19 protein-coding genes are annotated in these 18,778 nt (G+C 36.6%); 18 read left to right on the top strand and 1 reads right to left on the bottom strand.

Going from position 1 to position 18,778, the window contains the following annotated elements; genetic code table 11:
- Nucleotides 1-795: 795 nt before the first annotated feature.
- The 17 genes from ACP8HH_RS13120 (at nt 796) to ACP8HH_RS13040 (ending at nt 17,432) form a co-directional block, all read left to right on the top strand.
- The gene (locus tag ACP8HH_RS13120) at nt 796-1,038 is read left to right on the top strand and encodes an ATP-binding protein (protein WP_438312012.1); all 243 of its coding nucleotides are present in this window, start codon (nt 796-798) and stop codon (nt 1,036-1,038) included.
- Nucleotides 1,039-1,591: 553 nt separating this feature from the next.
- Nucleotides 1,592-2,320, top strand: a complete 729-nt coding sequence (locus tag ACP8HH_RS13115) for a GntR family transcriptional regulator (RefSeq protein WP_438312009.1) — start codon at nt 1,592-1,594, stop codon at nt 2,318-2,320.
- Between the two features lie 47 nt (nt 2,321-2,367).
- Nucleotides 2,368-3,348: a DUF4392 domain-containing protein gene (locus ACP8HH_RS13110; RefSeq protein ID WP_438312007.1), complete on the top strand. Its 981-nt coding sequence runs from the start codon at nt 2,368-2,370 to the stop codon at nt 3,346-3,348.
- Between the two features lie 98 nt (nt 3,349-3,446).
- A complete protein-coding gene (locus tag ACP8HH_RS13105; RefSeq protein WP_438312005.1) occupies nt 3,447-4,433 on the top strand; it encodes a TAXI family TRAP transporter solute-binding subunit in 987 nt (328 codons plus the stop codon).
- Nucleotides 4,434-4,502: 69 nt separating this feature from the next.
- Nucleotides 4,503-6,437: a TRAP transporter permease gene (locus ACP8HH_RS13100; protein ID WP_438312003.1), complete on the top strand. Its 1,935-nt coding sequence runs from the start codon at nt 4,503-4,505 to the stop codon at nt 6,435-6,437.
- A 76-nt stretch (nt 6,438-6,513) separates the two neighbouring features.
- Nucleotides 6,514-7,488 carry a DUF4392 domain-containing protein gene (locus tag ACP8HH_RS13095; RefSeq protein WP_438312001.1) on the top strand — a complete coding sequence of 325 codons (975 nt, stop codon included), beginning with the start codon at nt 6,514-6,516 and terminating at the stop codon, nt 7,486-7,488.
- A 34-nt stretch (nt 7,489-7,522) separates the two neighbouring features.
- Nucleotides 7,523-8,785: an aminotransferase class I/II-fold pyridoxal phosphate-dependent enzyme gene (locus ACP8HH_RS13090; protein WP_438311999.1), complete on the top strand. Its 1,263-nt coding sequence runs from the start codon at nt 7,523-7,525 to the stop codon at nt 8,783-8,785.
- Nucleotides 8,786-8,802: 17 nt separating this feature from the next.
- The gene (locus ACP8HH_RS13085) at nt 8,803-9,720 is read left to right on the top strand and encodes an NAD(P)-dependent oxidoreductase (RefSeq protein ID WP_438311997.1); all 918 of its coding nucleotides are present in this window, start codon (nt 8,803-8,805) and stop codon (nt 9,718-9,720) included.
- Complete coding sequence (locus ACP8HH_RS13080; protein ID WP_438311995.1) at nt 9,717-11,165, top strand: aldehyde dehydrogenase family protein; 1,449 nt, start codon at nt 9,717-9,719, stop codon at nt 11,163-11,165. The genes ACP8HH_RS13085 and ACP8HH_RS13080 overlap by 4 nt, the downstream gene beginning before the upstream one ends.
- Nucleotides 11,166-11,617: 452 nt before the next feature.
- Complete coding sequence (locus tag ACP8HH_RS13075; protein ID WP_438311992.1) at nt 11,618-12,154, top strand: hypothetical protein; 537 nt, start codon at nt 11,618-11,620, stop codon at nt 12,152-12,154.
- Nucleotides 12,155-12,634, top strand: a complete 480-nt coding sequence (locus ACP8HH_RS13070; protein ID WP_438319174.1) for a transposase — start codon at nt 12,155-12,157, stop codon at nt 12,632-12,634.
- 430 nt (nt 12,635-13,064) lie between these two features.
- Nucleotides 13,065-14,405 carry a cyclic 2,3-diphosphoglycerate synthase gene (locus ACP8HH_RS13065; RefSeq protein WP_438311990.1) on the top strand — a complete coding sequence of 447 codons (1,341 nt, stop codon included), beginning with the start codon at nt 13,065-13,067 and terminating at the stop codon, nt 14,403-14,405.
- A gap of 107 nt (nt 14,406-14,512) precedes the next feature.
- Entirely contained in the window at nt 14,513-14,872 is a 360-nt protein-coding gene (locus tag ACP8HH_RS13060) for an SDR family NAD(P)-dependent oxidoreductase (protein WP_438319172.1), read from the top strand.
- Between the two features lie 61 nt (nt 14,873-14,933).
- A complete protein-coding gene (locus ACP8HH_RS13055; RefSeq protein ID WP_438311988.1) occupies nt 14,934-15,365 on the top strand; it encodes a hypothetical protein in 432 nt (143 codons plus the stop codon).
- A 164-nt stretch (nt 15,366-15,529) separates the two neighbouring features.
- Complete coding sequence (locus tag ACP8HH_RS13050; protein WP_438311986.1) at nt 15,530-16,444, top strand: exonuclease domain-containing protein; 915 nt, start codon at nt 15,530-15,532, stop codon at nt 16,442-16,444.
- Between the two features lie 125 nt (nt 16,445-16,569).
- Nucleotides 16,570-16,728: a YjcZ family sporulation protein gene (locus ACP8HH_RS13045; protein ID WP_438311984.1), complete on the top strand. Its 159-nt coding sequence runs from the start codon at nt 16,570-16,572 to the stop codon at nt 16,726-16,728.
- A complete protein-coding gene (locus tag ACP8HH_RS13040) occupies nt 16,728-17,432 on the top strand; it encodes a class I SAM-dependent methyltransferase (protein ID WP_438311981.1) in 705 nt (234 codons plus the stop codon). The genes ACP8HH_RS13045 and ACP8HH_RS13040 overlap by 1 nt, the downstream gene beginning before the upstream one ends.
- A gap of 54 nt (nt 17,433-17,486) precedes the next feature.
- Here ACP8HH_RS13040 and ACP8HH_RS13035 read toward each other — a convergent pair whose 3' ends face one another.
- Nucleotides 17,487-18,335, bottom strand: coding sequence for a DUF2268 domain-containing protein (locus ACP8HH_RS13035; protein ID WP_438311978.1), 849 nt, complete (start codon nt 18,333-18,335; stop codon nt 17,487-17,489).
- A 143-nt stretch (nt 18,336-18,478) separates the two neighbouring features.
- On the opposite strand from ACP8HH_RS13035, the gene ACP8HH_RS13030 reads away from it, so the two are divergent.
- On the top strand, nt 18,479-18,733 hold the full coding sequence (locus tag ACP8HH_RS13030; RefSeq protein WP_438311976.1) for a hypothetical protein: 255 nt from the start codon (nt 18,479-18,481) through the stop codon (nt 18,731-18,733).
- The last annotated feature ends 45 nt before the right edge of the window (nt 18,734-18,778 follow it).

Below are 18,778 nucleotides of genomic sequence, written 5' to 3'. Positions count from 1 at the left end.
GATACACGAAATTTTATAATGGATACTTTTTTTGAATTTAAGTGGCTAACTTGATTGTACAACTAGCCTCTATAAAAAAAAGTCAAACGTTGCACCCGGATACGTAGTCCGCTCTGGGAATACTCGTTATCCGCACATTCCTTTTCATAAGCAACAATTTCTTTTTCGAACTATTTGGTTTAACATATCCCGGTTTTTTAACCATTCTTCGGATTATCACACGATGGAGTTGGAAATAAACTAGGACCCTAACTTTCTTATGGACTCTTGAGTCGTATTGGCATGGCTTCCTGATAATAGTTTACTGTACTGTTATAGTTCTCATTTAAGAATTCCTTTTCTAATTACTCTTAAAAATAAAGCGTTTATCTATCGTTGGTAAATGCAATAAATCTTTTGTAAAAAGCACGAATTCGAAAATTGTGATCTTAGAATAATTAAGTCTGTTGAGTTCTGATGAAATATTTTTAACTAATTCTTCAATAGGAATCTTTGTTTCTATAGGACACCTCAATGTTTTTATACCAATTATTATGAGGTGTTATGACAAGTAATAAACGCATATTTCACTTGAATTGGGGACATACGCTTATTTCTTTCCATAAACAAAAGCTTTCGATAATTATCATTATGAAGCTTTATATTATGGAAAGCTTATTTGGCAACCGGTATTGGCTATGAGGCCTATAGGAAAGTCTAGAGGTTCGCTTTAATAGAGTCGCGGACTTGGAAGAAGCGTTAGAAAGAGCGTGACAAGATGGTAAGTTACCTAAGTTTAGAAACCGCTTTAAAAATGTGGATTTAATTATATTGGATGAAATGATTTACGTTCATTTCAATAAGGAGGGAGCAGAGCTCCTCTTTCAACTCATTTCTGATTGGTACGAACAGAAAAGTTTAATTATCACTTCAATTTTGGAATTTAGCAATTCTAGATTAACTGCTGGTTTGGTAGATCGAGTGATACATCATGTTCATATTTTGAATTTTACAGGTAATAGTTTTAGAGTGACAAACGCTATATCACTACAAAAATAAATGCTGAGTTGAAGGCTGGCAAGCTTGTGTAGTTTTCATTGTAATCTTTTGCACTGTTATCTTGCAAAACACAGCTGTTTCGTTAGTCAAAGCAAAAGTTACTTTACTTGATCATATTTAACCCTGATCTGTTTCGCAATTCGCCATCCTAGTTGGTCAACGATTTCATTTATCTCATTATCGGCTCAACTAACGACCGAAATTCTTCGATTAACCTATTAGAGAATAACCCCAAATATAACATAGGGATATTTATCAATAAATCCACTTCCAACTGAACTTCTAATATATAACAGATGACCAGATCTATCAAAATTAAAATGGAGCGTGAATAAAAAACTTTTAGGGAGTTATCTGTGATCTTTTAAAGTGTGTTTTATTTGAATAAATTTGGCTATGTGCTTGTTTTTTATAGGGAAAAACTCGTTATTGACTTAATTGAAAATTTGGTGTAGACTGAAAGTTAGGTAAGAACAGTGCATAACAGTTAGGACAGGTTAGGTACAGTCTTTAATTAGATTTAATTGAAAATATTAGTGAGGTGGCTGGAATTATGATAGTTCGCGATAGTCCCGTACCAATGTATAAGCAATTATCGAAGATTATCAATGACCAAATAACAAGTGGGGAATTAAAAAATGGAAGCAAAATAGGCTCCGTAAATGAGTTAATGATACGCTATGGAATCGGACGAGTTACCGTTGTGAATGCGTTAGAGGATTTAGTTGAAAAGGGCTTAATTATTTCTAAACAAGGTAAAGGCTCGTACGTACGTCCCCAATACTATAATGAGCAATTATCGACGCTTAGGAGTTTTAAACAGATAAATAATTTAGAGGCTGATGAGGTCACGGAACAAATTCTATTTTTCGAGTATATTAATACACCTAGTTCAATTAAAGACCAGTTTCCTGAAGAAAAAAAAGTTTTAATGATAGGAAGACTTCATATCCAAAGAAATACTCCTATTGCATATGTAAATATATATTTACCCCAAGATATTGCGGCTGGGATAGTAAGTGCTGATGTAAATAAGTCATCGATTTATGAAGTTTTAGAAAATAAAAATATCCTGGTTGAAGAAGCTTTGCAGAACATATGTGCTGAATCGGCAAAAGCACCCATTACGGATATACTTCAAGTAGAAAAGGGCTTCCCATTACTGGTAAATGAAAGGACCTCTTTCGATCTTTCGAATAGAGTGTTGATGGTTAGTAAATTTTATTATAGACATGATGCTTATAGTTTTATGGTTAGACTTCAAAGGGCGAAAAACCTGTAAAATATTCTAATCGAAACCAGCAAAAAATTGATGACTAAGTAAGGAGAATGACTAAGGTGTTTGAACAGTTGGATCAACTTGTGAATATCGATTACAACAAAAGAAAAATTCATGAATTATATAGGGAAGCACGTAAAAATACTGATACCTCCCTAACATTAAAGGCAGTTGAAATTATAGAGGATTTCCCAAAAGGTAGATTTGTCTTTTTTGTAACAGGTTCAGTCATGAGAGAAGGGGTATCGTCCTCAATTGGAGAAACAGATGGACCTTTAGGTACAGCAATCCTAGCAAAAAAGGTAAGAGAATATCGCTCGGTAATTCCACTTATCCTGACGGAAAAAACATTAGTAGAAGCAACGATTTCTATTCTGAAAGCCGCTGGACTTGCCGTAGTAACACCTGAACAGGCTTTAGTAGCACAGAAACTGGACGGAAAAGGATATACATCCGTTGCTTGCATCCTTCCATTTCCTTGTGAAGATGAAGAAGCAAAAATAGTTTCGATAAAGTTAATTGAAGATTACAACCCGGCCGCGGTTATATGTATAGAAAAAACGGGAAAAAACATAAAGGGTACTTACCATAGTATGCAAGGTCTTGATTATTCAAAAGGAAGAGCTAGAGTGGATTATCTTGTAGAAAAAGCGATGGAAAATAATATTCCAACAATCGCTATTGGTGATGGTGGAAATGAAATTGGCATGGGGAACGTAGTAAACGTGGTTAGAAAACATGTCCCCCATGGAGAAATCATCGCTTCCGTAACAAAGGTGGATCTATTGGTAACTGCATCTGTCTCTAACTGGGGCTGTTATGCAGTTTGCGCCGCTATTGCTCTGAAAACGGGAAATGTAAACTTTCTTCCACAAGTTTCTGATGAAAAACGAATGTTGGAGGTTGCTGTTTTATCCGGTCTTATAGATGGAGCCACGGGAAAAACAAATACGACAGTAGATGGATTTTCTCTTGAAACAAATATCGCGATAATTGAAATGTTGAGGGCAATTGTTTTAAGGGGGTGGTAAAAGTTACTCATATCTCTAGGGGAGTATTTTAAAAGTCAAAGGTACTAATGTAATTAAGAGGCTACTAGTAATTTATATTCTAATGAGGGGGAGTAAAAATGAAGAAAACTTCAATACTTATTCTTTTATTGACAATTTGCGGATTGTTGTTATCCGCTTGTGGTGACGGTACTAAAGTTGAAAATAGCGGTAGTGACTATAAAACTAATTTGACGCTTGGTACTGGCAGTACTGGTGGAGTGTACTATCCATTTGGTGGCGAACTGGCGAACGTTTGGAATGATAAAATTGATGTGGATGGGTTTGACGTTAGCGCTGTTCCAGGAGGTGGAGTTGAAAATGTTGCAAAAACTATTAGCGGACAGTTTCAATTAGGCCTTTCTGAAAATGTTATACTCATTGATGCGATTAATGGGACAGGACAGTTTGAAGGGGCAAAGGCATCTAATATAGGTCTTATCACCGCGCTTTTTCCAGAGACATTGCAGGTGGTTACTCTAGAATCTACGGGCATAAATTCTATTGAAGATTTAAAAGGAAAAAAAGTGGCTGTTGGACCACCGGGGGGTGGGACATACAACGCATCACAGATTTTAATGGAAGCCTATGGTTTTGGAAAAGGTGATTATACTCCTTTTGAGGAAGGTTTCGGTGACGCCCAAGGTAAATTGCAGAATGGTACGATTGATGCAATTATTTTCGTTGTAGGTATTCCTTCCGCTGCCTTGGATGAATTGCAGGCTACATCCAAGAAGGTGAAATTTCTTGATTTGAATGACCAAGCTATTCAGTTGTTGGAAGAAAAAATTCAATATGAAGAGTATGTGATAGAAGCAGGTACCTATAGTTGGCAAGAGGAACCTGTGAGAACCGTTGCAGGTATGGCAATGCTTTTTGCATCAACGGATCAAGTAAGTGAGGATTTGGGTTATGAAATAACTAGGAACTTGTTTGAGTATTCAGGGAGCATGGCCATTGCCCAGGCGAAGTTGATTTCTAAAGACTCCGCATTTATGGGTATGAAAGGCATGCCACTTCACCCGGGTGCTAAAAAATACTATGAAGAAATGGGCATGCTAGAGTAAAAATAAACTAAAATCGGGTCACTGACTCGATTTTTTATAAAAGTAGATTACAATAGGGAGGGGTTCCACATGTCTACACTTAATCAGGAAGAATTACTTGAGAAATATGATAAAGAATCTACTTATAGAAAAAATTTAGGGGGATGGGGATGGGTTACTCTCTCAATTGGTGTCCTTCTTACTCTTTTTCATATGTATACCGGGTATAGAGGCTCCTACCCATCGTTTATTCAGGGAGCAATCCATGTTGGAACGGGACTTTCTCTTGCATTTTTGTATTATCCCTTAAAACCCTCTATGTCACGAAAAAAAGGTGTTGTATGGTACGACGCTATTTTATCTTTGCTTGGGATGTCAGTTTATTATTATATCGTTGTCGAATATGAACGTATAATTACCCACGCAATAATATTCGGTTTTACTACGTTAGATATGATTGTGGCAACTCTTGGTATTATTTTGCTTTTGGAAGCAACCCGAAGGGTAGTTGGTTTGCCAATTGTAATTATCGCTTTGGCGGCTATTGGGTATTATTTATGGGGAAACCTGGTTCCTTTGTTTGGTACATCCGGGGCCAACTGGAAAACAGTTTCAACAGAGTTGTTTTTTAGTTCTGAGGCAATTTTTGGTGTCCCTACCCAGGTGTCCTCAACATATATATACTTGTTTTTATTCTTTAGTGTCATGCTTGTACAAACAAATATAGGTGCATTTTTTAACGACTTGGCTTTTCGAATGACGGGACGTTTTACCGGTGGTAGCGCAAAAACAGCAGTCATCGCTAGCGGATTGCAGGGAATGGTTAATGGAAGCACAATCGCTAATACGGTAGGGTCTGGCTCATTTACAATTCCAATGATGAAAAGATCTGGATTTCATCCAACGTTTGCCGGCGCCGTGGAGGCTTCGGCTTCAACTGGTGGGCAAATTATGCCGCCAATCATGGGTGCCGCAGCTTTTATTATGGCTAGCTATGTCGGGATTCCTTACAACCAGGTGATTATGTATGCTTTAATACCGGCGATTTTATACTTTGTTGGTGTCTTCATGGGGACACATTTTGAAGCTAAAAAAATGGGGATTCTAGGTATCCCGAAAGAGGAATTACCGAAAGTAGGGAATTTAATAAAAAGACTTGATCTGCTAATCCCAATTGTCTTCTTGATAGGAATATTATTGATGGGATATACCCCTACTTTTGCGGCCTTGCTTGCAATTCTTGTGACCTACTTGGTTAGTCTTTCTAGGAAAGATACAAGACTTTCATTTACTAAGCTTATTCAGTCACTTGAAATAGGGGCAAGAACGGCGCTTCCAGTCATCTGTGCTTGTGCTACGGCTGGAATTGTCGTTGGAACAGTCACGAAAACTGGTCTTGGATTAAAGCTTGCTGGTAGCATCATAGGCTTAGCGGGTGGTGTCTTTATCTTGGTTTTATTTTTCACTATGATAGCTTGTTTATTACTTGGAATGGGTTTACCAACAACGGCCAACTATGTTGTCACTGCAATAATGGCGGCACCAGCCCTTATTCAATTTGGAGTACCAGTAATTTCCGCGCATATGTTTGTGTTTTACTTCGGAATCGTTGCAGATATTACACCCCCGGTCTGCCTTGCTGCTTATGCAGCAAGTGGAATTGCAGGCTCCAATCCAATGAAGACAGGGATCAATGCCGTTAAGCTTAGTGTAGCTGCATTTATCGTACCTTATATGTTTATTTTTAATCCCATTCTCTTACTGCAAGATGCAACCGTGATAGGTTTGTTGATTGCGATTCCAACGGCGATTATTGGAATAGTTGGACTTAGTGCAAGTGTGATGGGCTACTTTGTAAAAAGAACGCTCTGGTTTGAGCGAATTCTACTTTTCGGGTTTGGATTGTTACTTATCGAAGCGTCAGTCCTGTATTCGCTAATTGGTCTTGCAGGTTTGGTGGCAGTCGGGATGTTTCAACACTATAGAAAGGGTCTTATTGATGAACAACAAACAACAACTGTATAGTAAAAAAAGTTTTTTATTATGAAGATTTATCAAATAGGATAAGAATAAAATTAGTGTATAAGGAGAGTGGTATAAATTGTTTGAACAGTTGGATCAACTAGTGAATATTGACTACAATAAAAGAAATATTTATGACTTATATAAAGCGGCGCGTAAAAGTAACGGTACTTCGCTCACACTAAGGGCCGCCGAAATGATAGAAGCCATTCCAAAAGATAGGTTTGTCTTTTTTGCAACAGGATCTGTGACAAGGTCTTGGGTAACTCCCACTATCGGAGAAACGGATGGGCCATTAGGTACAGCAATTTTAGCTAAAAGAATACGAGAATGTTGTTCTGCAATTCCCATTATCTTAACAGAAGAGTCATTGGTCAAAACAACTATTCCAGTTTTGAGAGCAGCGGGACTTGCCGTGGTCACACCTGAACAGGCTTTGATGGCACAGAAACTGAGTGGAAGGGGCTACACATCTGTCGCATGTATCCTTCCGTTTCCATGTGAAGATGAAGAAGCAAAAATAGCCTCGAAGAAATTAGTTGAAAAGTATAATCCAGCTGCTGTTATATGCATAGAAAAGGCAGGGAAAAGTGAGAAAGGTACATATCATAATATGCGGGGATATGATTATTCACAAGGTAGAGCAAGGGTGGACTATTTAGTAGAACATGCGATGGAGAATGGTATCCCTACTATTGCTATAGGTGATGGTGGAAATGAGATTGGCATGGGTAATATAATAGACGCGGTTAAAGAACATGTTCCTCACGGAGATGTCATTGCTTCTATAACAAAGGTGGATTTGCTAGTAACTGCATCAGTTTCCAATTGGGGTTGTTACGCAATATGTGCTGCTCTTGCCTTGAAAACAGGGAAGAAAAACCTACTTGCTCAAGGTGCAGATGAGAAACGTATGTTAGAGGCTGCCGTGTTATCCGGACATGTTGATGGTGCAACAGGGAAAGCTGAAACTACAGTAGATGGATTTTCCTTAGAAACCAATATTGCGATGATTGAAATGATAAATTCAATCGTTGCTAGGGAACTTACTTAAAGCACTAATTAGAAGAATTTTTAAGGAGTGAGAAATGATGAAAAATATTTTTGGGCAGGAAATTGATATAGAAGTTGGTTATGCGAGAGGGGAAATATTGAAAAATTCATTCTCTGAAAAAATGAAACAACAGAATGCAGTTGCTATGATTGAAGAACGTGTTAAAAATATAGGAGAAGAAAGTCTTTTTATTTTCACAGGAAACGTTAGAAATAATCAATTAAAAAAAGAGGATTTGGGCATTCTTTCAGAAGAATGGGTCGGCCCATCACTTTTTTTTCCGGCTTTAAAAGAGAAGGCATTATTACATTTTTCTTCAAAGGATAAAAATGATGATGTTGCAATATTTAATAGAACGAGCGCAGCGATTGTAAGCTCGATTTTGGCTTTAGTAAACCCGGGGCAAGATGTAATTTCATACGCTCCAAATAAAAAAGCGCATCCTTCTGTAGTCCGTGGAGCTAAATTAGCCAATGCAAGATTTACGGAGGTAGGTAGTATTGAAGAGTTGAAAGATACGCAATTTTCCGATGACTCTATATGCGTGATTACAGGGGTAACAAGTGAATTACTTTTACTTAATACCGAGGATTTTGTAAAGGCTATTCAAATAGCTAAAAGTAGGGGGTTTACAGTAATCATTGATGATGCTTATGGTGCCCGAATTCGGACTATTTTACTTAACCAGGCATCTGCTTTAGAAATAGGCGCAGATATAGTAATTACAAATAACGATAAAGCGGGACTTCATGGTCCAAGGGCAGGAATATTGGCCGGCAAAAAAGAACTAGTTGTAAAAATTTCTGCTAAAGCAAGTGAATACGGAATGGAAGCTCGTGCACCAATTGCATTGGGAGTCTTACGATCACTGGAAAAGTTCAATTCGAATGATTTAATTGAGGAACAACATGTTGGAAATCTTTTGTATGAGGGGTTATCACAAAAATTAGGTGAAGAAAAAGTGAGGAAAACATTATTAGGCCCCGAGATTTCAGGTGAAAATACGTTGAAATATTTGTTAGATAGAAGATCCCTTTCCATAGAAAAGTGTTCAATTGTGCCAGCAGAAGCAACCGCTGCTATAGGTTTTATTCTCTTGAGAAAGTATGGGATTATAACTACTAATACGTGTGGCATGCCTGGAGCAAGGGTATCACTTAGATTAAAAACAAATAAAGAGACAATTGAAAGCTTTGGAGGAGTTAATAAAGTAATAGAAGCTGTTTTAGATTCTTTTAATATCGTAGCAAACATTATTGATGATTCTGAAAAAATTAGAGATTTAATCATAGGGTAAGAGAGGGTGAATGTAAAATGAAGGAAAAAAGAATTGGTTTTATTGGATTAGGAAATATGGGTCTGCCTATGGCTATGAATTTATTAAAAGGTGGTCAGAAATTATCAGTATTTGATAAGAATGTTGAAGCAGTAAATTGCATGGTTAAGTTAGGGGCCAAAGCATGCGTGAATGCCAAAGAGGTTGCAGAAAAAAGTAGTATTATTTTCATCTCACTTCCGAATTCACCAATTATTGAATCAGTAATTATAGGAGTTGATGGTGTCCTTGAAGGTTTCAAAAACGGAGAAGTTATTATTGATATGAGCAGTGCGGATCCATCTAGTACTAGAAAAATTTCCGATATCCTTTTAGAGAAGGGAGTAACTATCATTGACGCACCTGTAAGTGGAGGTCCGGAAGCGGCAGCTGAGGGAACTTTAAGTATTATGGTGGGCAGTTCAGAGGCGGATTATTTAACGTATAAACCGTTGTTAAGTTTATTAGGAACCAAAGTGAGTCATGTGGGGGAAGTGAGTTCTGGTCATTCTATAAAAGCTATTAACAACTTACTTTATGGAACAATTTTTGTAGCTTCATGTGAAGCAATGGCGTTAGGTGTTAAATCAGGAATAAAAGCAGAGAAGCTACTAAGTGTTATAAGCGCGAGTGCTGGGCGTAACTTTGCAATTGATGTGAAATTCCCTGGAAATGTGATGTCTCGTAACTTCAAACCGGGATTTTCAACTGATCTATTAAATAAAGATATGGATATTGCACTTTCTTTAGCGAAAGAGCAAAATGTGCCTGTAGTACTTTCGCAAGCGGCAAGCCAATTTATTACCATGGGGATTCAAAAAGGCTATGGGAAATTAGATCATACTGCACTAATTCAGTTTTTTGAAGAGTTTATAGGTATGGAAGTTAAGCAAACTGAAGGAGGTAAAATAATATGAATACCTACAAAAATTTAATAGCGGGGAAATGGGAGAATGCCATGTCTGGTGAAACTTTTATGAGTATAAATCCTGCAAACAATAAAGATATTATAGCTTCCTTTGCCAAGTCGGCTGAAGAAGATGTTGAAGCAGCGGTTGAGGCTGCAAATGATGCTTTTAAAGGATGGAGAAACACTCCTGCTCCACAACGAGCAGAAGTATTCTTTAAAGTCGTAAACAAAATTGAGGATAGAAGAAAAGAGTTTGTTGATGTTCTTGTCAGGGAGACTGGGAAAACACAAGACGAGGCATTGGGAGAAGTGATAAGAACAATTAATGTTGTTCGGTTTATGGCCGGCGAGGCGACTCGACTTGCAGGTGAAACTTTGCCTTCTCAACAACACGGAGTAATTGCTTACACGAAGAGAGAGCCACATGGAGTAGTTGGAATTATTACTCCATGGAATTTCCCTTTAGGTTTGGCGGCTTCAAAAACAACACCTGCATTAATTGCAGGTAATACCGTTGTATTTAAGCCAGCAAGTAATACACCGCTAATCAGTACGATGTATGTACAATTACTTATGGAATGTGGTTTACCTGCGGGAGTATTAAATATGATAACTGGACCAGGTGGACCTGTAGGTAAGGTTTTCGGTAATAATGACAAAGTCAGTGCTGTTTCATTCACTGGTTCAACAAAAGTGGGTACAAAACTCGGTAAAACTGTTAATAATCGTAATGCCCGTATGCAGGCTGAAATGGGGGGCAAAAATCCATTTGTTGTCCTTCCAGATGCGGATTTAGATTTAGCTGTTGAGCATATTATTCTGGGGGGGTTTGGAGAATGCGGTCAGCGCTGTACTGCTACAAGTCGAGTTATTGTCCATAAGCAAGTTGTCGAAAAGTTAACTTCCAAGCTTCTGAATGCTACGAAAAAAATTGTAATTGGAAATCCAGCAAATAATCATGTAAACATGGGGGCGTTAATAGATCATATACAAGTGGAGAATTATGAAAAGTATATTCAGATTGGGAGGGAGGAAGGGGCTAAGTTAGTTTTTGGTGGGAGTCGCTTGGAAGAAGGTGACCTTAAGAATGGTTACTTTGTAACACCGGCAATTTTTACTAACGTAACTTCTGAAATGAGAATTGCGCAAGAAGAAATTTTTGGTCCTGTAGTATGTATTATTGAAGTCGAGTCTTTTGACGAAGCATTAAAGGTTTCTAATGATGTAGCTTACGGACTTTCATCTTCCATATATACTAATGATTTAAAGAAAGCTTTTGGATTTTTAGATGGAATTGAATCAGGTGTATCTCATGTAAATATGCCCAGTATTTACAGTGAACCTCATTTTCCTTTTGGGGGAATGAAATGTACTACAACTGGACCACGTGAGCAAGGAAAGGCTGGAGTCCAATTTTATTCTGAGACAAGAACAATGTATGTAAAACCATGAGTAGTTGTTTATTATAAGTAACATTTGTATTAATTAATTTATGCAATTATATATTGTGTTTTGCAAGGGGGGAGGAAGTGACCCTTAAAGTGGCCGGCACCAGCCCCTCATTATTCAAAAAAAGGTGGCAAATACAAATGTTTTCGGTTTTTGCCAAAGATAATTTATTAATTTTTCATTTCTATTACTTAAAGAGGATGGGACCTGTAACGGGAAGTCACTAGCTTTGTATAGAAGTGAAAACATGTGAAATATCCTTAATAAGGAATTAAATGTAATAGTTTTATTACTTGCAGAAATATAAAAAAGCTACGAATGTAGGTTAGGAAACGACAACTAAATCAGTTCCCTACACTATAAAAGGAGCTTAACCATGACCAATGTAAGCTAAAATTAAGTCTTTCTTCAATACTTATCTAATTTTCCAACCAATAGTTTTATCTTGCCCACTTATGAATTACGATGCGAAGAAGCTAATCGGCTTTTCAATTGTGAAAATATTTATTAATGGAAGCCTTGCAAATGGGACAGCCTTAGAGTGGTTGAAACCAGTATTCGACATAAAAGAATCTCAGAAAAAAATTGGAGTAAATTCGATTAGTCATTGGCAAATTAGTCGAGGTTTAATTAATTTATATTCTGCTGATTTATCAGATTTACTTAGTCGACTAACCCAATGTTATTGGAAACTGAATATTAATGCTAAAGAGCTGAATGCTAATGTCAGTCCACTTCGAATCATTGAAGGGACTTATATTAAATTGCCGAAGAATGCATTAAATTGGACTGCAGTCGCTAAGGATTCCGCAGGAATCAAGTTGCATTTCCGTATCGTAGCTGCATCTCTTGATAGTGTGTTTCCTGAAAAGATGATTCCATCAACAGGAAATGTAGCTGATTCTGACGCTATTAATCACATCATTGACACCGATGGTGCTTTGTATGTAATGAATCGTGGTTATGCCCATAAAACAAAAATGGGTGGCTAGATAGAAAGAGATGTCCAATTTCTTGTCCGGGTTCGAAAAACCTTCAAGATGGAAACGCTGAAGTCTTATAACCCAACACATCCAAAAGTTACGAATAACGAGTTGGTATCAATACTTACGCGCGAAGAACCTGTTCGGTATATCGAATTCAAGGATGAGGAAGAGATCCCTTTTCACTTGATTAAAAATCGGTTAGATTTAACTGAAGAAGAGATTTTTGACACTTATCAAAACCGTTGGTATCTCGAATTTTTCTTTAAATGGCTCAAACAGCACGTAAAGGTCAGTCATTTATTCAGTCATTCTTCAGCCGGTATATGGAATAAAATGTATATCGCTTTGATTACCTTTGCTTTTGCTGAAATTATGCGACTAATTCAACATCCAAACAAAAAAAAACTGGACATTCTTAAGTGCAGTAAAACAATCTCTATTTTTATCGATAAATGTTCTCTTGAAACACTTCAAACGGAAATTTAGAAGGAGCAAGGGCCGGTAAAAAGTACCCCTACCAACAAACAAAAACATATACTATGGTGAAGATTTTGCAATTGTTAGCTAGATTACGAGAAAGCACTTCATCGATAAAGAGAAAGAGAAGAAACTAAAAGAAACAGAGAAAATGATGAAGTTAGAACAACGATAATGACATGTAAAAAAAAGGGAACTGATTGGTCATAAAAAACCTGTTCCCTTTTTTTATTTTCAGGACCACACTCGAATGGAATAAAAAGTAATATATTGTTTATAGTGGGTTTTATGCAACGCTAGTGCACTCACCGAACTTGGAAACTATTCCCACAATTAATCAGTTGTTTCGTTGACTGGCACTAATAAAAGTTTCTATTGTATTAAAATACATGCGGTGTTATAATTATGAGTATTATTGTAATTGTAGGAGGAAATGTATATGAAGAGAAAAAACGTTATTATTATAGGTGCTGCAGGAAGAGATTTTCACAATTTTAATACGGTTTATCGAGATAATAAAGAGTATAATGTCGTTGCATTTACTGCAACGCAAATACCTGATATAGATGGTCGTAAATATCCAAGTGAATTAGCTGGTGAGTTGTATCCTGAAGGAATTCAGATTTATCCACAAGATGAATTACCGAATTTAATTAAAGAGTTGGATGTAGATGAATGTGTATTTTCATATAGTGATATAAGTTATGAAGATGTGATGGGTGTGGGTGCAATTGTGAATGCGGCAGGTGCTAACTTCACATTACTAGGACATAAAAGTACGATGTTGAAAAGTAATAAACCCGTTATTTCTGTTTGTGCTGTACGAACTGGAACAGGTAAAAGTCAAACGTCACGAAAAATTGTTGAAACGTTAATTCAGCATGGTTTAAAAGTTATTGCTGTTAGACATCCGATGCCGTATGGCGATTTAAATGCACAGCGTGTTCAACGTTTTGCTACTGTGGAAGATTTAAAGAGTCATAACTGTACGATTGAAGAAATGGAAGAGTACGAACCACATGTTCAACGTGGAAATATCGTTTATGCTGGGGTGGATTATGCAGATATTTTAGAGGCAGCTGAAAATGATCCAGAAGGTTGCGACGTTATTTTATGGGACGGTGGAAATAATGACTTCTCCTTCTTTGAGCCGGATTTAGCCGTTACTGTTTTAGATCCACATCGACCAGGTCATGAGCTGAAATACTATCCTGGAGAAGTTTGTTTAAGAACAGCTGATGTAGCAATCATTAACAAAATTGATAGTGCAACAGCAGAAGCCATTCAAATTGTAGAGAATAATATTAAACTTGTAAGTCCAAACAGCACTCTGGTTAAAGCTGAATCAAAGATTACCGTCGATCATCCTGAACTTATTACTGGAAAGCGTGTGCTGGTCGTGGAAGATGGCCCTACGTTGACACATGGAGAGATGAAAATTGGTGCGGGGTCAGTTGCAGCTGAACGTCTAGGCGCGAAGGAAATCATTGATGCACGTCCATTTGCTGTGGGTACATTAGTAGATACGTTTGAAAAATACGATCATATTAAAAATGTTCTTCCAGCGATGGGGTACGGTGAGCAACAATTAAGAGACTTAGAAGAAACAATTAATAATGCGGATTGTGATTCCGTGATAATTGGAACGCCAATGGATTTAACTCGCATCATTTCGATTAACAAACCATGTACGCGTGTGCATTACGATTTAGAAGAAGTGGGCACACCCAATTTAAGTACTATTTTAAAAGAATTTATTCAAAAACATAATTTAGTTTAATAAATAACCAACTAATACTACTGTCCAAATTTATTAAATTGGACAGTAGTATTTGTTTGTCCTTAGTTGCGTTTTAAGATATTAATGAAGAATAACTCAATGAAGTTATAGAAAAGCTTGTTGCTGAAGGCTATGATTGCATAGGAATTAGATGTGACGTAACAAACGAGACCGATATTCAACAAGCGATTGATCAAACGGTTGAGCGATACGACAGACTTGACGTACTTGTGAATAATGCGGGCATGCAGCATATCGCATTAATTGAAGATTTTCCTACAGAGAGATTTGAACTGATGACTAAAATTATGCTTGTAGCAACCTTTATGGCAATCAAATATGTGATGCCTTTGATGAAAGAGCAACAATTTGGTAGAATTATTAATATGGCTTCTATAAACGTAGTAGTCGAATTTGCTGGTAAAGCAACTTATAATAGATGGTGGATATATTGCGCAGTAAAATGAATAACTAATTTTCGGAACTGTAATTGCAGAAACATCGGAAATACAATTAGGAGGAATAGTCATGGAAACAAATAAAATAACAATGATGGAAGCATATAGAATTGAAGCACTTCGTAGTAAAGGCATATCGAACGACGAGATAATCGTCCAACTTGATAGTAAAGAGGTAGATTTTGGAGACCGTGTAGAACCCGATATGGATTTTAGTGGGTTAATTTCACTTTACGAACAAAGTCCTCAAACATTTAAGGAGATTTTAGAGGACGGTTATACAGTGAAATTTATAACAATGAATGGTCTACAAAATTTACTAAAAATGAAATTCGATATAATTAAAGACCGTGATTATGAACTAGTGGAGCACGGCGTCTCTCAGTTATCAATTGACATGACGACATATACTGCACTAAAACAGATGCTCGGAAAGAATTGTAGAATTGAAGAACTTTCCAAGGAAAATGATAAACAGTTAATAAACGTTCTTTTCGTATAACTCATTTTAATAGAATAGGCGGTCGTTACCTCTTTTATGTGAGATAATGTCCGCCTTTTTTTGAGTCTCAAAACCATTGGTATTGAATATTCGACGCTCTTAAAAAAATTGTTAAGCTTAATTATCAATCTGGAGAATTTTTACTGTTTGGAGGAGAAGGAAAATTGAACTTTATAGCAATTGATTTTGAAACGGCAAATGATTCAAGAGCAAGCATTTGCTCAATCGGACTTGTAAAAGTAGTAAATGGTTTAATAATTGAAGAAATACATACGTATATTGACCCACAGGATGAATTTACTTATCGCAACACAGAAATACACGGAATTACTGAAGAAATGGTAATAGGGGCGCCAACATTTGAAGAGTATTGGCCTACGTTTAAAGGGTTGATTGAAAATGAAGTTTTAATGGCACATAATGCAAGTTTTGATATGAGTGCACTTCGTTATGCCTTAAATAAATTCAATGAACCTTATGCTGTCTTTACATACGGTTGCTCATATGTGTTCTCCAAAAAAGTTTGGCCTTCACTATACAATCATAAGCTTTCTACAATGGCGAACCATCTAGGCATACGTTTTAAACATCATGATGCTTTGGAAGATGCTAGAGTTTCAGCGTTTGTGACATTGGCTGCATTAAAAGCCAGTGAAGTTCAATCACTTGATGACTTATCGGAAATGCACAACTTACAATTAGGTGTTCAAAAATGCGATGGCTATACACCCGCTGGCGTAAAGAAGCGTAAGAAATCTGCTGGAGTGTCAGCTTCAAAAAAAGAGACAGTGCAAATTAATAAATCTCATCGCTTTTATAATAAAACGGTTGTATTTACAGGTAAATTGCAATCTATGACCCGAGCGGAAGCATCAGAAAAAGTGATGGATTCTGGCGGGAATTGTGCAAATCACATAACGATAAGCACACACTTCTTAGTTATTGGTGATTATGACTTAACAAGCTATTCGGAAGTATTTAACAGTTCAAAAATGCAAAAAGTTGAAGAACTCGTTAATAAAGGATATTCCATAGAGATTTTAGGCGAAAGCGATTTTTTAAGAATAATTCGCAAGTAGCATTAAAGAAATACATGTTTCACAATCTTTTTTGCACAAGGAATTTTTTTAATTATCTATAAGCCCTGAAACTTTTTAATTTGTCTCATATTCTATAAAGAGCAATTGGAAAGGGGGGGGATAAGATGTCTTCAGGAAAATGTGAAGAGAAGAACGTTGGTAACGGAGTTGGTTTTACGTTAATTGTTGTATTATTTATCCTGCTTATCATTGTTGGAGCAGCTTTTGCTGGGAACGGCTATGATGAGGGATATGGCCATGGTTATGGTGGCGGCTGCTACTAGTGACCAATAACTATCTGGACTTACTGGCGAATTTTGGAATTGGTGGTGCACATCCAGGTGGATTTCTCCTTACGCAGTCTATATTGAAAAAGGAACAAATTCAACAATTTGAATCTGTTTTAGATATAGGTTGTGGGACCGGACAGACAGCGGAGTATTTGGCCAAACATTACGGATGTACTGTTACAGCAGTTGATAATCATCCTATAATGTTGGAAAAAGCAAAGACTCGATTTTTAAAAAGTGACTCTTCAGTTATTGTAATAGAAGGAGATATTCAACAATTATCTTTACGGGAAAAATCCTATGATTTAATACTAGCGGAGTCTGTTATTTCATTCACTACTATTTCCAGTACCCTAAATAAACTCGCTGGGGTGCTGAAAACTGGTGGTCGAGTGATATTAATTGAAATGGTAGCCGAACAATCTTTAACCGTAGATTTGTATGAAAAAGCTTGTAGATTATATGGAATTAATGAAATTCTAGATGAAGCTGAATGGAAATTGAAGTTGGGGCAAGCTGGTTTTACGCAAATAGAAATAATTGATACACCGTATGAACTTACACAAACCGAAATTAAGGATATCAATCCATCCGATACAATTACTTTGGATAACTTTGAATTATGGGATGAGCATAATCGTTTCATAACCGAAAACTTTGAATCTCTAGGCTATCGGGTGTTCCGTTGTACTCTATGATGATACGAAAAGATCTTTCTTCTATGGAACCAATTAGAAGCAAGATCTTTTTCGTTAATAGAGTTGTCCTTTAGTAGGAAAGTTGGATCCGTTAATCAGTTCCTTAGATGACAATTGAAGTAATTCTAGAATAGTAAAGGGACCACAATTTTTTTGGTAGGAATCGATGATTTGATAACCTATTGAGTAACCAATCCATTCAGGCAGCGGGCTTCCCTTTTTGCCATATAAATAATTTCTATGATTTTTCAAACCTTTTAAATTTAGTGAATGAATATAAGTAGTAAGCCATATGTTCAAAGCCATTTCAAAAGAATAAAGATTCTTCCATGGCCCAAGCCATCTTTCACCGTGAAAATCCCTCACTGCATATTCCGCTAGCCCTTCAATAATAAGTGAATCCATCAAAGGTATATCATTAGATTCCAAAGATAGGAAATTTAATCGACATATATGATTGTATTCATGTGCAAATAATGCTCTAATTTCTTCTGAAGTAAGTTCTTCTGACAAAAATAAAAACAAAGCATTTTTATATGCAACACCGTTCTTAGTAGGTGCTGCCTCAACACAATCTACTTTAGTGATGGGAAAGATGTAAATGGATACTTCTGGGCCTTGCCATAAGTTTCTTAAAAGCTGATATTCCAAATCAACATGTTCCCAAAATTTTTGTTTTTTCATTTTCGCTACTCGGTATTCTAAAGTTGCAGATTCAGATGGGTTAAATAAACCATAGTTTAAAAATTCATATTGTAATTCTTCAGGGCTATAATCAGGAAAAGATTCTACGATTGGTGCACATAATATAGTGCACTGAAGGGTATAGGCACTATTACTAGATTGTTCGATATATGCAACTGAAAACTTTGAGAGCCATAAATGAGTATCTATAACCGTCATGTATTCCAACCTTTCCTAGGATTTAAGCTTACGTTTTGTGGCAAGTGATCACATAATGTGAATAGGCTTAGACGCTTAGCTGATGTCATGAGCATTTAACATCATATGCTAAGAGTACATGCTTTTAGGATAGGAGGATTATAATGTCTCAAACAAATATGTTTAACTTATGTAATAGATATCATGGAAGAAATGTCAGGATTACATGCCATGATGGAAAGGTTTATACAGGAGAAATTACTAGAGTGGAACGGGATATGGTTTGGATTCGACCTTCTAGCGATTTAGGAGGATATGGCTTTGGATATTGGGGATATCGTAGAAGAAGAAGTTTTGGTATTGGAATTGCGATAGGTACAATTGTTGGAATTGTTTTAGCTTCGGCATTTTTGTGGTAATTAGGTACAAAAATAAACCGTGAATCCTTTGAATAAAAGGGTTCC

This window comes from Sporosarcina sp. FA9, assembly GCF_051550205.1.
In the GTDB taxonomy this organism is placed as follows: domain Bacteria; phylum Bacillota; class Bacilli; order Bacillales_A; family Planococcaceae; genus Sporosarcina.
This window is presented reverse-complemented; position numbering and strand designations above follow the sequence as displayed.

What these genes read in the sequence shown, in the direction of transcription:
- ACP8HH_RS13115 (WP_438312009.1), top strand. Translation starts at nt 1,592, where the DNA reads ATGATAGTTCGCGATAGTCCCGTACCAATGTATAAGCAATTATCGAAG.
- ACP8HH_RS13110 (WP_438312007.1), top strand. Translation starts at nt 2,368, where the DNA reads ATGACTAAGGTGTTTGAACAGTTGGATCAACTTGTGAATATCGATTAC.
- ACP8HH_RS13105 (WP_438312005.1), top strand. Translation starts at nt 3,447, where the DNA reads ATGAAGAAAACTTCAATACTTATTCTTTTATTGACAATTTGCGGATTG.
- ACP8HH_RS13100 (WP_438312003.1), top strand. Translation starts at nt 4,503, where the DNA reads ATGTCTACACTTAATCAGGAAGAATTACTTGAGAAATATGATAAAGAA.
- ACP8HH_RS13090 (WP_438311999.1), top strand. Translation starts at nt 7,523, where the DNA reads ATGATGAAAAATATTTTTGGGCAGGAAATTGATATAGAAGTTGGTTAT.
- ACP8HH_RS13085 (WP_438311997.1), top strand. Translation starts at nt 8,803, where the DNA reads ATGAAGGAAAAAAGAATTGGTTTTATTGGATTAGGAAATATGGGTCTG.
- ACP8HH_RS13080 (WP_438311995.1), top strand. Translation starts at nt 9,717, where the DNA reads ATGAATACCTACAAAAATTTAATAGCGGGGAAATGGGAGAATGCCATG.
- ACP8HH_RS13075 (WP_438311992.1), top strand. Translation starts at nt 11,618, where the DNA reads ATGAATTACGATGCGAAGAAGCTAATCGGCTTTTCAATTGTGAAAATA.
- ACP8HH_RS13065 (WP_438311990.1), top strand. Translation starts at nt 13,065, where the DNA reads ATGAAGAGAAAAAACGTTATTATTATAGGTGCTGCAGGAAGAGATTTT.
- ACP8HH_RS13055 (WP_438311988.1), top strand. Translation starts at nt 14,934, where the DNA reads ATGGAAACAAATAAAATAACAATGATGGAAGCATATAGAATTGAAGCA.
- ACP8HH_RS13045 (WP_438311984.1), top strand. Translation starts at nt 16,570, where the DNA reads ATGTCTTCAGGAAAATGTGAAGAGAAGAACGTTGGTAACGGAGTTGGT.
- ACP8HH_RS13035 (WP_438311978.1), bottom strand. Translation starts at nt 18,335, where the DNA reads ATGACGGTTATAGATACTCATTTATGGCTCTCAAAGTTTTCAGTTGCA.
- ACP8HH_RS13030 (WP_438311976.1), top strand. Translation starts at nt 18,479, where the DNA reads ATGTCTCAAACAAATATGTTTAACTTATGTAATAGATATCATGGAAGA.